The 15,357-nt window shown below is 59.6% G+C and carries 8 protein-coding genes and 3 pseudogenes; 6 read left to right on the top strand and 5 right to left on the bottom strand.

What is annotated here, in order from left to right; all coding sequences use genetic code 11:
• Positions 1-128: 128 nt before the first annotated feature.
• The 4 genes and pseudogenes from H7F49_RS02170 to H7F49_RS02185 all read right to left on the bottom strand — a co-directional run.
• Positions 129-296 (bottom strand): annotated as a pseudogene (locus H7F49_RS02170) (ArdC-like ssDNA-binding domain-containing protein); the annotation flags it as partial.
• A 155-nt stretch (positions 297-451) separates the two neighbouring features.
• Positions 452-2,440, bottom strand: coding sequence for a ParB/RepB/Spo0J family partition protein (locus H7F49_RS02175; protein ID WP_185681941.1), 1,989 nt, complete (start codon positions 2,438-2,440; stop codon positions 452-454).
• A gap of 384 nt (positions 2,441-2,824) precedes the next feature.
• Positions 2,825-3,112 (bottom strand): annotated as a pseudogene (locus H7F49_RS02180) (integrase core domain-containing protein); the annotation flags it as partial.
• A gap of 1 nt (position 3,113) precedes the next feature.
• Positions 3,114-3,362: pseudogene (locus H7F49_RS02185) on the bottom strand (transposase); the annotation flags it as partial.
• 176 nt (positions 3,363-3,538) lie between these two features.
• Here H7F49_RS02185 and H7F49_RS02190 point away from each other — a divergent pair.
• From H7F49_RS02190 to H7F49_RS02205, 4 genes are read left to right on the top strand one after another with little or no spacing between them, the layout of a single operon-like run.
• A complete protein-coding gene (locus H7F49_RS02190; RefSeq protein ID WP_185681942.1) occupies positions 3,539-4,828 on the top strand; it encodes a sugar MFS transporter in 1,290 nt (429 codons plus the stop codon).
• Between the two features lie 40 nt (positions 4,829-4,868).
• Entirely contained in the window at positions 4,869-6,425 is a 1,557-nt protein-coding gene (locus H7F49_RS02195) for a carboxylesterase/lipase family protein (protein WP_185681943.1), read from the top strand.
• Positions 6,426-6,447: 22 nt separating this feature from the next.
• Positions 6,448-7,680 (top strand): serine hydrolase domain-containing protein, encoded by a 1,233-nt coding sequence (locus H7F49_RS02200; protein WP_185681944.1) that lies wholly within the window; start codon positions 6,448-6,450, stop codon positions 7,678-7,680.
• 26 nt (positions 7,681-7,706) lie between these two features.
• Positions 7,707-9,719, top strand: a complete 2,013-nt coding sequence (locus tag H7F49_RS02205; RefSeq protein WP_185681945.1) for a glycoside hydrolase family 3 protein — start codon at positions 7,707-7,709, stop codon at positions 9,717-9,719.
• A 6-nt stretch (positions 9,720-9,725) separates the two neighbouring features.
• Here H7F49_RS02205 and H7F49_RS02210 read toward each other — a convergent pair whose 3' ends face one another.
• Complete coding sequence (locus H7F49_RS02210) at positions 9,726-11,141, bottom strand: GntR family transcriptional regulator (protein WP_185681946.1); 1,416 nt, start codon at positions 11,139-11,141, stop codon at positions 9,726-9,728.
• 122 nt (positions 11,142-11,263) lie between these two features.
• Between H7F49_RS02210 and H7F49_RS02215 the strand changes: the two genes are divergently transcribed.
• Together H7F49_RS02215 and H7F49_RS02220 are read left to right on the top strand one after the other, a co-directional pair.
• On the top strand, positions 11,264-13,453 hold the full coding sequence (locus H7F49_RS02215; RefSeq protein WP_214647612.1) for a TonB-dependent receptor: 2,190 nt from the start codon (positions 11,264-11,266) through the stop codon (positions 13,451-13,453).
• Between the two features lie 11 nt (positions 13,454-13,464).
• Entirely contained in the window at positions 13,465-15,210 is a 1,746-nt protein-coding gene (locus H7F49_RS02220) for a tannase/feruloyl esterase family alpha/beta hydrolase (protein ID WP_185681948.1), read from the top strand.
• Positions 15,211-15,357: the final 147 nt, after the last annotated feature.

Genomic DNA, 15,357 nt, shown 5'->3' on the forward strand with positions numbered 1-15,357 from the left:
TGTTGTCCCCCGCCCCTTTCGAGGTCGCAACCATTACTGGTCGAGGTTAGTCCGGTGGGCACAGGTCGTACCAGCTGACCTGGCTATGTTGTCATAGCACCTCCTTACTCGCGCCGTTACAGCGCACCATTCATGCCGCGATAAGGGATGCCGCACGCCCGCAATGGGCGCGAGACCGGCACACCGCGCCATGGCTTGATCCACGGCTTCGTGCCGGACTCGAGGCGGGCGATGATTTCCTGGGTGATACGGGTAGCAGGCGACACTCCGCCGCTTTGTCCCTTGCGATAGGCCATGTTGGATCTCCTGAAATGGCCTGACGACAGTTTCGTCGGTCAGTGCCGGAGATCCCGGAGCCCCCTCCGCTCTCTTTCCATGAAGGAAGCGGCCCCCCGGCATGTGCCGGAGGACCGCTTCACGGTGGCGAGCAGCCATTCCTGTCAGGAGGAGGTCAGGCGGCCAGCTCGCTCGGAGGCTGATTGTCGTCGTTGGCGACGAAATCCGCGTCGGGACTTTGCGCTTCGTTATCGGCAGGAATTTCCGGCTGGTCGGCAAAGCGCATGACTTCGGGCACCCAGGCGAGTGCCCTTTCCCGAACTTCGACCTCGGTGATGTAGGTCCCCGCGAAGACGCGCTCGGCGCTCATCGCGAGATCGCCCTTTTTCACCGATGCGAAGCGTGAGGACAGTTCCAAACCGCCAACATCGGTGAGCGCATCAAGGATGACCTGCTTCGAGACGCGGTCGAAGTAATTTGCCGCGGTCGGACGCCACCATTGCGCCATGTCGATGCCGATCGTGCTGCCCAGATGATCCTGGAACGTGATCTGACGTTCGCCTGCCATGTTGAGGCTCGCCTCGAGCGTGCGAGCGACGACGAAGCCGAGCCATGCTGCGCGACTTTCATCAGCGAGTGCCCGGAACATCTTGAAGCGCAACGAAGCGTCTTCGCCAGATCGCCAACTCTCATCGAGACCCGAGCGCAGGTCCGCAAGGGATGCGCTTGCCGGCGCATCCTTCGCTTCGAACCCGACAATCGGACCCGCGGGGACGCCGCCACGCAGGGTCGTGGCCGCGCGTGACCGCCAGTCGTGGATGTCGGCATCCGCGAGGGTGAAGACCATGATGTCGAGCGAAAGGCCAGGATCCGATGCAACGTGGAGCGCGAGCACGTCACGACGTTGCATCGCAAGTTCGTCGACCAGACGCTTGGAAAGCGCTGCACGGCGTTTGCCATCACTGCCGACACTCGCAACAACTTCGACGACATCTTCGTCACCAACGACTTCGATATCGCGCTCGCCGTAGAACACCGGCTGAAGAACCGGTGTGCCATCGCGCGAGAGAACGAGGATCATTCCGGCATCGGCCTTCAGTTCGGGTGCCAGTTCTGGGGGCTTTGCCCGAATGTCCTGGCATTCGCGCTCGATCGCTTCGATCGTCGCCTCGGCCGCAGCAATTGCTTCTTCGGCGCTGTCTTCATCCTCGAGAATGGCCGCATGCTCGTCATAGGAAGCATCGAGTTCATCAAGGCGGGCCAGTTCGGCGTCAGTCAACGGAGCCGGCTCGGCCGGAAGGCGAATGAGGCCTTCGACGAGATCGTGACTGGCATAGGGGTCAAGCGTCGGCTTGACCCAGGCGAGGCCCTGCTCTGCGGCGAGCGCCTTGGCACGTTTCTCCATCTCCTCCGAGGCGAGGGTTTCGAGAAGCGCGACATCAACCCAGGACTCGCTGTCATCGTCGTCGAAGAGTTCGCGTTCGATCCGGCCACCTGCAGAGATATATGCGTCGCGACCGACAAGACGGGCCCGAGCATCGCTGCCACGAACCGTGCCGGAGAGCACCATGCGCCGGATACTGTCGGCGCTGGGCGCATAATAGCCCGAAGACGCCTGTTCATAGACGCGAGCCTGAATCTCCTGGTCGGAGGTCGCGCCGAAAGCTTTGGCGAGATCGAGAGTGATTTCGCCAGATGCCAGAGCATCGAAGACGACAGGCGCAAGGGTCGCGAGACGCAGCCGGCCTTCGACGAAGCGGACCGTCAGTCCGAACCTGCGCGCGACATCTTCCGTCGAGGCGCCTGCCTCGATCAGGGCAGCGAACGCCTGCGCTTCGTCGGCGGGGTTCATCGCGAGGCGATGGAAGTTCTCGGCCAGGCTCGTTTCGACTGCGATTTCCGCATCGTCCTCAAGCACGAGGCAGGTAACCTCGTAGCCCTTCGGCAGGACTTTCTCTTCGGCAAGCGCCAGCAAGGCGCAGCGGCGGCGCTCTCCGGCTTCGACCTCGAATTTTCCACGAGCGGCAGGCCGAACGATGAGGTTCTGCAACAAGCCATGGGCGGCAATGCTCGCTTTCAGTTCGGAATCTGCGTCTGGGTCGCCATGACGGCGCACATTGCGAGGGGACCGGACCAACTTGGTCAGCGGGATCGACTTGATCAAGGGACGTACTCCTGATTACGAGCCCAAGCACCGACTTTCGACGCTCGTTCGGCTCAATCAGAAGCAAGCCCCCTTCCCTCTCTTATGACTCTGGTCGGACCATTCCTTATTCAGCAACATCAAGTCAGGACGAGTTGTGCCTTGGTTGCCGGTACATTCCCTATCGCCGCCCAGCACATGCAATCCACGAATTTTTGACGGGAGTTACGACTGGTTCATTGCTCTCTTTGTGTTCAGAATAGCGGACGATAAACTGATTTGCATCTGGGCGTAGGCGAACCTGTCCGTCGTCAGAACATTTGGCACAACTTGTCCGTCGTCAGAACATTTGGCACAACTCGCGGCGTAAATTAGCGGAGTGCGGGCCTCGTCTCGGGGTTGATGTTATGCGGCGAGCTTGCGGTGTTGCAAGCGTCGATATTCGATGGTCTGTCGTTTGATCCTTTCGCGTTGTTTGATGATGGCGGGTGCCCTGCCGAAGTAGGCATCGGCGGGCGTCACGTTGCTGAGGCTCTCGTGGTAACGCTGGTGGTTGTAGTGCTCGACGAAGGCCTCGATCCGGGCCTCGAGGTCGCCGGGCAGGAAGTAGTTTTCCAGCAGGATGCGGTTTTTCAGGGTCTGATGCCAGCGCTCGATCTTGCCCTGGGTCTGCGGGTGTAGCGGGGCACCGCGCGCGCTCCACGACCAACTGACCGATCTTCGCGTGAAGCTTCTCGACTTCGGCCTCGCTGGCCGCCCGGGCCGCATCACTTGCCCCCGAGAACGTGCCTGCCATCCCTTCGACCGCCTGCCGCTTCCACGCCGCGATCATCGTATGGTGAATGCCATGCTTCGCTGCCAGCTCCGCCAGCGTCAGGTCACCCCGGATCGCTTCCAGTTTCTTTGTTCGCAGGTGAAGAAACGCGGTGCAAAGCTCGGACAATCTTGCGCCCCCCGCCATTTGCCGTTTGACAAGCAGCAGGCTTTCATTCCAGTTGAATGGACAACGTTGTCCAATTACCCGTTTGTCGGCTGAGTAGAGAAGCGGCTAGAATTGCGGCAAGACGATCAAGCGTTCGGCTTGCGAACGACTACTGATGAAGCGCGGCAAAAGCCGCCATGAATGGAGGGGGGTTGGTAGCGTTATCCGGCGAGGCTGCACAACCAGCAGGGCATACGGATGCCCGTGGACTCCAGCCGTTCGTGTTTGCCCTGTTCTTCATATTCGGCGGAATCACTTCGCTGAACGACGTCATCATTCCCAAGTTGAAAGAATTGTTCGAGCTGAGCTGGACCGAGGCGATGCTGGTCCAGTTCTGTTTCTTCTTCGCCTATGCCGCGATAGGCATTCCCGGTGCGATGCTGATCAAGAAGATCGGCTACATGCGCGGGGCAGTTGCAGGCCTCCTGACCATGATGGTCGGCTGCCTGCTATTCATTCCCGCATCCCAGAATGCGGTGTATGGTCTGTTCCTGTTCGCCCTGTTCGTCCTCGCCAGTGGTGTAGTGATCGTGCAGGTGGTGGCCAATCCGCTGATCTCGATGCTCGGCCCTGCACGCACCGCGCATAGTCGGCTGACATTCGCGCAGGCGTTCAATTCGCTTGGAACCACGCTCTTCCCCTATTTTGGCGCGATCATAATTCTCGGAAGCTTGGCGACGGTTACGGCAGCCGAGCTTTCCGGGGCGGAATTGGCGGCCTATCGAACCCAGGAAACGATCGTAATCGTCAATGCCTATACCGGCCTTGCGGCAGCCCTTGCGATAGTTGCCCTGGTCGTCTGGCTGTGTCGCAATCGCCTGAAGGGTGAACGCCATGAACCTGGATCCGGCCTCGGCGGGCTGGACCTGCTGAAGCGCCCACGCTTCGGCTACGGCGCGCTCTGCATCTTCCTTTATGTCGGGGCGGAAGTTTCGATCGGCTCGATCATCATCAATTACCTGACGCAAGATCGCGTGTTCGACCAGCCAGAGCAGGCTGTTGCCTGGATGATCATCCTGTATTGGGGCGGCGCGATGATCGGCCGCTTTATAGGCTCCGCCATCTTGCGTGTGCTGAGCCCGGGCAAGGTTCTGGCATGTGTGTCGGCCGGAGCCATTGCGCTGATCCTGATCTCGACGGGAACAGAAGGATCGGTCGCAGGATACAGCCTGTTGGCCGTGGGACTTATGAACTCGATCATGTTTCCCACCATTTTCACACTCGCCTGCGATAATCTGGGCTCAAGAGCAGCAGACGGGTCCGGGATCATCAACGTCGCCATTTTCGGTGGCGCCGTCGTTCCACTGCTTACCGGTATGATTGCAGACGCAAGTGGCAGCCTGTCCATCGCCTTGGCGCTTCCCGCCATGTGTTATGCAATCATCGCCGGTTTCGGCGTTTTCGCACGCCGCCCCGCCGACGGATAAACCTCATGTGCCCACACCACTCCACGACAAAGGGAACTGCATGTCCCGTTCAGCCATGATTGCAGCGCTGTCCGCCCTGCTCCTCGCAACACCGGTCGCTGCCGAACAGGTTATGCGGGTCGAGCAAGGCCCTCTTTCGGGCGTAAAAGACAACGATGTCAGAATTTATTATGGAGTTCCGTTCGCCGCCCCTCCGACAGGAGCAGATCGGTGGGCTCCGCCGCGCCCGCCACACCCCTGGGACGAGACGGTTCGCCGAGCCGACGTGATGCCGCCGAGTTGTCCGCAGGAGCTATCGGCGGAAGGCTTCATGATGTGGACCAGTGAATACATGACGCCCGTCGAGCCGGGGGTGAGCGAGGATTGCCTCTTCGCCAACATCTGGACCGCGGCCGAAACGCCCGGTGCAGCATTGCCGGTGCTCGTCTACATCCATGGCGGTGGATATACCTCAGGCTCCGGCACAGTGCCTGTCTATGACGGGGCCAACCTTGCTCGACAGGGACTCGTCGTCGTCACTATCAACTACCGGCTGGGCGTGCTCGGCTTCCTTGCTCATCCCGAGCTGACTGCAGAACAGCGTGGCGCGTCCGGGAACTACGCGCTTCAGGACCAGATCGAAGCACTGCGCTGGATAAGGCAGAACATATCTGCGTTCGGTGGCGACCCGGCCAAAGTCACCATTGCGGGTCAGTCTGCCGGTGGCGGTTCGGTCCTTGGCCTCCTGGCCTCTCCGGAAGCCAAAGGGCTGTTCCGTGCGGCCATCGTGCAGAGCGCGCCGGGCATGGGCTCCTATCCTCCGCTTTCCGCCGCAGAACAATCAGGCTCGGCGCTGGTAAAAAGCTGGAACGTTCAATCGATCGCCGATGCTCGCGCACTTCCGGTCGAGAAGCTTACCGTATCTCCGGGGCCCGGCGGTGGTGGTCTGCCCATCGCCGACGGGAAGGTCATTCCAACCGCATCGCAATCTCTTGGAATGGCGAATGATGTCCCGGTCATGACCGGTTATACACTCAACGATCTGTTCGCGCCGACCCGCCGCGTAACTGCTACCGAATGGAACACGGAAGCGCGGGAACGCTATGGCAGCCAAGCCGAGAAATTTCTCCGGTTCTATCCGGGCGACAGTGACGCTCAGGCTTCGGATTCCGCAACCCGGGAAATCACTGCCCGCGCAGAGATGGCCCCAATTCTGGAATGGATGGAGCACCGGGGCGCCCAGAGCCCTGTCTATGCCTATCTTTTCAGCCACGTCGAACCGGGACCCAATGCCGCACAATACGGGGCGTTCCATTCTTCGGAACTGCCATACATGTTCGATACGCTGCATCTTTCGCCGGGGCGGGATTTCACCGAGGTGGATCGCAACGTCGTCAGGCAGTTTTCCGGTGCTGTGGTCAATTTCGTCACCACCGGAAATCCGGGCGGAGGGACAGTACCAACCTGGCCTGCGCTTGATGCGGAGGGCAAAGCGGTGATGGAATTTAACGCCACCGCCAAGCTTTCACGGATTTACCCGGAAGGAGCTGACGGTGTGATTGCCGCGGGCAGCCCGCCAGCGCTGCCAAATCCCTTCGCCGCTCCGGCAACTCCCTGAACAGATCGAGAAGGAATACATCATGCGTTTGATCCGATCGATTGCGGCCTGCGCGCTGATTTCATCAGCCCCGCTGCAAGCGCAGGTCTGGCCTGCCGTGGATGCCGCCCTCCAACCGATGGTCGATAAGGGTGAACTGGCTGGCGTAGTGACGATCGCGATGAAGGACGGCGCGGTGGTGCATTCCTCGGCGATCGGCAAGCGCGATCTCGAAAGCGGGAAACCAATGGAAACCGACACAATTTTCCGAGCCTTTTCGATGACCAAGCCGGTCACCGCCGTGGCAATGATGATCCTGTATGACGAAGGTAAATGGCAGCCGTCAGATCCGATCACCAAGTTCTTGCCCGAACTTGAGGGGGTGAAGCTTTTCAAGGGGATGGATGCATCGGGCAATCCGATCATCGAGGCTCCGCAATCTCTGCCCACAATCGAGCAGTTGCTGACGCATACTGCCGGATTCAGTTATGGCTTCATGCCAGGTTATGTCGACGATCTCTATCGCGCCGACAGCCCGATGGCAGCGCAATCGACCGATGCCTTCGTTGACAAGCTCGCCGCCCTCCCGCTCCTTTTCGAACCCGGTACCCAATGGCAATACAGCGTGGCGATGGATGTCCAGGGCGCAATCGTCGAGCGGATCAGCGGAATGGCGCTGGCCGACTTCATGGAACAGCGCATCTTCGCACCGCTCCGCATGACGGACACGGCATTCTACGTTCCGCTTGAGAAGAGAGAGCGTTTTGCATCGCTCTATGAGTGGCAGAACGGGAAACTGGCAAAGCCCGGCGGCGGCAGGTTTGCCGCAACCTATGCGGATCCTCCAGGCTTTGCATCAGGGGGCGGAGGCTTGGTCACCACGGCCGGAGACTATGCACGCTTCGGGCAAATGTTGCTGAACGACGGTGTCCTGGACGATGTCCGCATCCTTGCCCCCGGATCAGCAAAAACCATCATGACCGATCATCTCCCTCCTGCGCTTGTCAGCGGAAAGTTCGGCATCGGCATGCAGCAGATCCGCCCGGGATATCAGTTCGGTTACAACGGGGTCGTCGTGACGGATCCAGAGCTGGCTGGGGTCGATATGGGGAAAGGCAGCTATCTATGGGACGGCGCGGCAGGGACATGGTTCTGGGTCGATCCGACCAATAATCTCGTATTCGTCGGTATGATCCAGCGCCTGATGGCATCAGGCGGTATGCCCAATATTCAAGCCATCAGCCAGAAAGCCGTCAAGCAAAGCCTCTCCAATTGAAGTCGTCCGGCACAGCAGGAAGTCCTATGAAGAACAAATTCCTTTTCCCCCGGATTTCCGGCCTCGCCTTTCTTGCCACGCTGGGCGCCTGTTCGTCGGCTGACGGCTCGTCCATCAACTCAACAACAGCATCAGCGCCCGTGACACAGATTACGCTGGGCAGCCGTCATAAGCCCATCATCAAGGTCGATGGCCTGCAGTTTCGTGATCTCGACAACGACGGGAAGCTTGCCCCGTTTGAAGATTGGCGACTAGCTCCCGCTGTCCGCGCTCGTGACATCACAGCTCGGATGACACTGGAAGAGAAGCTGGGCACGCTGTTGCATGGAAGTCTTCCGGGCAACTCCGGGCGGTTCGACAATTCCGACACGGGCTATGCGCTGCAAGCTGTCGGCACTGCCATCGGTGAAAACCACGTCACCAGCTTTATTTCTCGGCTCACCGCCGAGCCAGCGAAACTCGCCGAGCAAAACAACGCTGTGCAGGCTCTGGCCGAACAGGCGCGGCTCGGCATTCCCGTCACCATCAGCAGCGATCCACGCAACCACTTCCAATACGTTCTTGGCGCCAGCGAGGTCGGTGGCGGGTTCTCCCAATGGCCCGAGCCACTGGGCTTCGCCGCACTGGCTGACCCTGCCCTGGTCCACGAATTCGCCGACATTGCACGGCGGGAATATCGTGCCGTCGGCATCCACATGACCCTTTCACCACAGGCCGATCTTGCGACGGAACCTCTGTGGCCGCGTCAACCCGGTACTTTCGGGAGCCAGCCCGGCCTCGCCGGTTCGCTGGCAGCTGCTTACGTCGAGGGTTTTCAGGGTGGCAAGGACGGGCCTGGCAGGGATGGCGTACTCAGCGTTATCAAACATTTCGCCGGATACGGAGCACAGCCTGAAGGTTTTGACGGACATAATTATTATGGGCGCTACGCAGATCTCGACGATGCCGAATTCGCTCATCACGTCGATGCGTTCCGGGATTCCCTGAAGGTGAAGGTGGGCGGTGTGATGCCAGCCTACCCGATCCTGCGCGGCCCTACGATAAATGGCCAACCCGTCGAACAGGTCGGCGCGGGCTTCAGTTCATTGCTACTCGACACGCTTTTGCGTGATGAGCTCGGCTTCGATGGTATGGTCGTCTCGGACTGGGCGATCACACAGGATTGCGACGAGCCTTGCAAAGCGCCGACTGCGGAGAACCCTCAAACTCCTGCACATATTGCCACGTCCTGGGGAGTCGATCATCTCTCAAAGGCCGAACGATTTGCCATTGGCCTCAAGGCAGGGATCGATCAGTTCGGTGGGGTAGACGACCCGGCGCCCTTGATGGAAGCATTTGATCGCAAGCTGATCGATGAGACACGGATAGACGCGTCGGTCGTCCGCGTCATGACCAGCAAATTCCAGCTCGGACTGTTCGAGAACCCCTACGTCTCGCCGGATGCAGCGGGCGACATGCTGGGCAATAGGCAGTTCGCCGCCCGGGCCGAGGAAACACAGCGCAAGGCGCAGGTGCTCCTGAAGAATTCCAATGCTCTCCTGCCGATCGCGGCAGACCACCGGAAAGTGTACCTGTTTGGTGTGGACCCACTCGTCGCCCAAAGAGCTGGTCTCATCGTGGTGAACCGTCCGGAAGATGCCGACTTCTCGGTAATTCGTAGCGAAGCGCCATCAGAGATGCTTCACCCGCACCACTTCTTCGGCAGCCGCTACAAGGAAGGCAGACTGGATTTTCGACCTGGTGATCCGGCCTATGATGAGCTTCTGAAAGCCAGACGGTACGGCCCGACGATTTTGGCGATCTTTCTGGATCGCCCTGCCATCCTCACCAACGTTCTGGATCACTCTGATGCGGTTCTGGCAAATTTCGGCGCGAGCGATGCAGCCGTGCTGGATGTAATACTCGGCAAAGCCAATGCTCAGGGAAGACTTCCTTTCGAGCTTCCCTCAAGCATGGCCGAAATTCGAAATCAACGCTCGGGAACTCCAGACGATACCACCAATCCGCTATTCACCAGAGGGGCCGGCATCCTGCCCTGACCGCTATCACACAGACGTCACGGATCGGCCACTGCGCACGACAAGGGAGGAAATCGGCATACTTATCCCTTTTCCCTGCAGGGCAATTTCGGTGATTTCGGCCTGCAATTGACGAAGGGTTTGTTCCGCGCGCCCAGCATCGCGCGCGATCAGTGCTCGCACTATGTCTGTTTCCCGCGCCCGGTAATGTTCCTGCGTTGGAACTTGGGTTGGCGTGCCGCCCATGCGAATCTGGTAGGAAACTACACAGAGCGCCAGAGTGTCCAGCATCGGACTATCGGCAAGCCTGGCGAAGGCTTGCTGTAACAATATGAAGCGCTGCGGTTCGGCATTGTGGTCAATGAGCTCCTGCAGCCCGCGACATTCAGTTGCTTGTTCCGCAGGTTCCATCGCGAACAGGCTGACCGCTGCCTGGCGCAAATTCACCGCATTTATATCCCACATCAAATCCACCAGCCCTGCGGGCGTGCGATGCTCTGATGCAAGCAGAGGAAAGAACTGCCGAATGACGCCGACGGCGGAAGGCTGCTTCAATTCATATCCGCCCCCTCGCCCTTTGCGGGCTTCGAGCACATCCAGATCTTGCAGGATACGAACTGCCTGCCTGATCACCGCTCGCGAGGGATCGAACTTCGTGCGCAAAACCGCCTCGCTTCCAAGGCTTGCACTATGTGCATTCGCGTTCTGCCGGATGATACGCATCGCGACGTTTGCCGCTCGCGCACTCGTGCCGCGCGATGGCTCCTCACAGGCGTTGCTATGTTCAATCGGAGCCAGAGAGAGAAGCCGAAGTGCCGCGCCATAGTCATGGCAGGAAAGAGCCGCGGCAATCTGCCCCGCTACCGCCAGCGTAGATGCCACCTCGCCAACCGTTTCCTCAGTCAGACTGAGACGTCCGAGAGCCCTCGCGTAAACCGAGAGCAGGGTTTCATCGGCCGCGCGGGCAAGCCATTCACGTACTGCCTCGCCTTTGACTGGCATGGGGAAAGGCCCGCGTCTTTGCTTCAGGCGCTCGATCAGCATCCGGTCCAACGCCCAAGCTCCACGCTTGACTTGAGACTGTGTAATCCCGTTCGCGCTGAGAAAAGCTGCAAACGCAGTTGCCACGCTTTCAACCTGCGGGCGCTCGACACTGAGCCCCCCCGCCCATCCACGGCGCATCCGCAGCGATCCCCGGCTTTCAACGATCCGCAGGGCTTCACGAAACGTTTCACGGCTGACGCCGAACTGCTCGCGCAGTTCCGCTTCGCGCCCGATGACTTCGCCAACCGGCCAGCCAAGCAAGGCTGTAAGGCTCTCCATTTCCCATGCCGTATGGCCCGGCGCATTAGCTGCTAGCCGACTTTCACCGCTAACAAACTCGTAGAACTCGTCGATATTCCCCGTCACCGGCTCGGTTTCAATTAGGTGACTTTTTTCCATTCCCTCTTCCCCTACGAACTCCGTGACAACCAGATGAAACGCTAACGAATGGCGTTCCCTGAGACAACGTTATTCTACGGAGGGAGATGGAAATGAGGTCTTGGATTCTTGTATCGGCGGCGATGACTACTTGCGCAATGGCGGCCGGCGGAGCGAATGCGCAGCAATCCGAGCGGGCCAATGCAACGCCTGCCGAGCAGGGCCTGAGCGAAATTGTCGTCACTGCGCAACGCCGCGAGGAAAATCTGCAAGACGTTCCGATTGCCGCAACGGCGTTCAGCGGAGAAGCGCTGCAAGACAAGGGTGTCGAACGCCTGGCTGACCTGCAGTTCGCCGCGCCTTCCCTTTCCGTCACGGATTCAGGCCTCACTCAATCAGTAAACATCAGAGGCATCGGCATAGCCAGCGGATCGCCTGCAGTAGCAAACGGCGTAGCGACCTATATTGACGGCATTTTCCAGCCACCGGTGCTGACTACCTCCAGCTTTTACGACATCCAGTCAGTGGAAGTCCTGCGCGGTCCGCAAGGCACGCTCGTTGGGTCGAATTCCACCGGTGGCGCGGTTTTTGTCACGACCCAGAACCCCACGACCGATCGAGTGAAGGGCTTCCTGCAGGGTAGCTACGGAACTTTCGACGAAGTCACGGCGCAGGGGGCGCTCAACCTTCCGATTACTGACACTCTGGCGGTCAGGGCAGCAGGCAATTTCCGCAGCCGTGACAGCTATTATGAAGATCTTGGGCCATTCGATAACAAGCCGGACAGCCTGGAAGAATATGCGGGGCGGCTCAGTATGCTTTGGCAGCCCGGTAATTTCCGGGCCCTCGCCAAAGTGGAATGGATCGACAAGAATACCGGCGGATACGCCTATCGCCCGATTGTCGGCACTGCGTTCGACAACAACCTGACCGACGACATTCGCGAACTGACTTACAACACGCCGACACTCAATTACGAGCGCGGCTTCCTGTCCAGTCTCGAACTCCGTTACGAACTGGATAGCGGAATCGTGCTGCGCTCGATGAGCGGTTACAGCTACAAGCGCTTCAACAATCTGTACGACAGCGATGCGGCGATGGTTGCTCCGGACCCGGCCAACAGCGCCAATCAAACCCTGGATCAATACACGGACGAGCGCCAGTACAGCCAGGAGGTCAATATTATCTCGCCGCTGGATGGCGCGTTCAACTGGATTCTCGGCGGATATTACCAGAAGAACGACATCACCGTCGATCTGGACATCGACACCGGAGGGCCGGTGCAGATCGAGATCAAGCAGGCACCGAAGAAGCAGGTCTGGGGTGTGTTCGCTCATACGGGTTACAAGTTCAACGACCAGTTCGAGCTTCAGTTCGGGCTGCGCTATTCCGCATTCAACAGCACGGGTACGGGTTCCACCCGTCTTACGGGAATTCCGATCCCGTTTCCGCCGTTCGAAATGGAAGTCTTCACGCCCGACAGCAACAGCCACAAGGACGACATGGTAACGGGCAAGCTGGCGCTCAATTGGACTCCCGACGAGAACAATCTGATCTACGCCTTCGCCGCACGTGGCTACAAGCCGGGCGGCGCGAATTCCGCCACCTCTGAATTCGGCCCTGAATCCGTATGGGATTACGAAATCGGCTGGAAATCGTCTTTCATGGACAACCGCATCCGTACCCAGCTCGGCGCGTTTTACATGGATTACAAGAACTTCCAGTTCGATGCGATTGACATCGCAACTGGCAACAACGGTGTCACCAACATCTCGAACGCCACCATCAAGGGCGTCGAATTTCAGGTCCAGGCGCAGTTTGGCGGTTTCGGCATCGATGGCGGCATCGCCTATGTGGACTCGAGCGTCGACCCGGTAACCGTAGTCAACGGCCGGCTGCTCCCGCCCAATGGGGGGCAACAGCTAGGCGGCCAATGCCCTCCGGGTGTACCATCCAACCCGCCCGTCTGCTTCGACTATGATCCGTTTCTTGGCGTAGCTGGCGGTGGCCCGAACCTGTTCTCGCCGGAATGGAGCTACAACATCAGCGCCCATTACGAGTTTCTTCTCGGCGGTGATGCAAAACTGACGCCTCGCGTAAGCTGGGCCTATGTCGGTCCGCGCTGGACCAACCTGTATTACGACCCGGATCTGGATTACCTGAAGGGGCGCGGGTTGCTTTCCGCGCAGCTTGCGCTGGACCTCGGTGATTGGTCGATCGAAGCATACGGCACCAACCTGGCCAACAAGGAATATGTCTCCGGCCAGAGCGGCAACAACGCATTCTACGGCGCCCCTCGCGAATATGGCGTTCGCGCTTCGGTCCGGTTCTGAGGAAATCCATCATGAACAGGCTCTTCGGCCCTGCGCTGCTCGCGGCCGTCTTTCTCCCGGCCACTGCGTGCATGCATGGCCAGGCCGGATCACCCGACGGGGGGGTAACTTCGGGTGATCCGGCCACTCGCTGCGCAGCACTGGCAAGCGCGATGCAGGGCAGATGGCCAGGTGCCGAGGTCCGGCTGATCTCTGCAGAGTATCATGCTGCAGGTCCGGCCATTCTTCCCCCAAATCCCATGGGAATGCCGTCTGGCCCGGCACCGCTTCTACCCGAACATTGCGAACTGGTAGGCTCAATGCATGAGCGGACCGGCGTCGATGGACAGTCCTACGCGATCCAGTTCCACCTGCGCCTACCTGCTGAATGGAACGGGCGGTTCTTCATGCAGGGCGGTGGCGGTACCAATGGTGAATTGGGCGATGCATTGGGCCAGATGGGATCAGGCCCACCTGCACTTGCTCAAGGCTATGCCGTTCTTTCTCAGGATTCAGGGCATAGCAACCGCACGAATAGCCCCCCCGAGAAAGGCGGCATGACCTCGTTCGGAATGGATCCCCAGGCTCGCGCCGAATATGGCGGAACCTCCCTCCCCGTGACTGTCGGTGCGGCAAAGGCGTTGGTGAACAGCTATTACGGCGCCGCTCCGACACGCAGCTACTTCGTGGGATGTTCCAAAGGCGGGCAGGAAGGAATGATGCTGGCGCAGCGCCATCCCGCACTGTTCGACGGCATCATTGCAGCTGCTCCGGGCATGTCGCTGCCGCGCGCCGCAATCGCACAGGCTTGGGATACGCAGGCGCTCGCTGCTGTGTCCGCAAAACCCCCGACACCAGCAAGCATTGCCTCAAGCTTCAGCAACGAAGATCTGCAGCTCGTCAGTTCCGCCGTGCTCGCTGCCTGTGACAGGGACGATGGGATAGCCGACGGCATCGTCGGCAATTTCCCCTCATGCACCACCGCGAAGGTCAAGCCTCGCCTTGATGGGTTGGCATGCACCGGTTCCAAGGATCAAACCTGCCTATCGACAAACCAGATCGACGCCTTGGTAAAGATACATGAAGGCCCAAGAAACAGCTCTGGATCACAGCTTTACACATCATTCCCATGGGATGCTGGCTGGGCCGATTTCGGCTGGCGCATCTGGAAGATGGGTAGCCCAGATGGGAGCATTCCCTCGCTCAACGTGGCAATGGGCGCACCTGCACTCGCGCAGATTTTCACCACGCAGCCGACCCTCCCGGGGCTAGGGCTTCAGGGTAGCCTGAATTATGCGCTGGGCTTCGATTTCGATCAGGACGCCGCGAAAATCTACGCGAGAGATGGACTTTTCCTCCGCTCCGCCTGGGATGACATCGGTGCCAGATCACCCGACATCGCAGCGTTTGCGGCACTCGGACACAAGATGATCGTCCCTCACGGGGTGTCAGACCCGGCCTTCTCCGTGAAGGACACGACTGCCTGGTGGGATGAGACAAACACACAGATGGGCGGGAATGCGGCCAACACTGTGCGTGTTTTCCCGGTGCCGGGAATGGGACATTGCAGTGGCGGCCCCGCAACCAGCGATTACGACGCCTTCTCCGCGCTAGTCGAATGGGTCGAGCAAGGCCGGGCTCCGGACACGATCACCGCTCGTTCAACACCGAACACTCCCTGGCCCAATCGCTCGCGGCCGCTCTGCCCCTGGCCGAAGATTGCGCACTACGTCGGAACAGGCAGCGCAGAAAGCGCCGACAGCTTTGAGTGCCGATAGACGGCGCCGTCCCGAGTGGACGGCCCCGTTTCCACAAAGGTTGATGCAGTTCTCATCCCTCGCGTCCGATATCCAGAAGTCTACGCTGGCCTGCTATCAGCAGGCGGGACTTTTACTCGCCAAAGTTGAGTAGCTACAATAACTTAG

This window comes from Novosphingobium aerophilum (genome assembly GCF_014230305.1).
Classification (GTDB): Bacteria; Pseudomonadota; Alphaproteobacteria; order Sphingomonadales; family Sphingomonadaceae; genus Novosphingobium; species Novosphingobium aerophilum.

Bases quoted from the DNA above. Each gene is read 5' to 3' on its own strand.
- H7F49_RS02190 (WP_185681942.1), top strand. From the start codon at position 3,539: ATGAATGGAGGGGGGTTGGTAGCGTTATCCGGCGAGGCTGCACAACCA.
- H7F49_RS02195 (WP_185681943.1), top strand. From the start codon at position 4,869: ATGTCCCGTTCAGCCATGATTGCAGCGCTGTCCGCCCTGCTCCTCGCA.
- H7F49_RS02200 (WP_185681944.1), top strand. From the start codon at position 6,448: ATGCGTTTGATCCGATCGATTGCGGCCTGCGCGCTGATTTCATCAGCC.
- H7F49_RS02205 (WP_185681945.1), top strand. From the start codon at position 7,707: ATGAAGAACAAATTCCTTTTCCCCCGGATTTCCGGCCTCGCCTTTCTT.
- H7F49_RS02210 (WP_185681946.1), bottom strand. From the start codon at position 11,141: ATGGAAAAAAGTCACCTAATTGAAACCGAGCCGGTGACGGGGAATATC.
- H7F49_RS02215 (WP_214647612.1), top strand. From the start codon at position 11,264: ATGACTACTTGCGCAATGGCGGCCGGCGGAGCGAATGCGCAGCAATCC.
- H7F49_RS02220 (WP_185681948.1), top strand. From the start codon at position 13,465: ATGAACAGGCTCTTCGGCCCTGCGCTGCTCGCGGCCGTCTTTCTCCCG.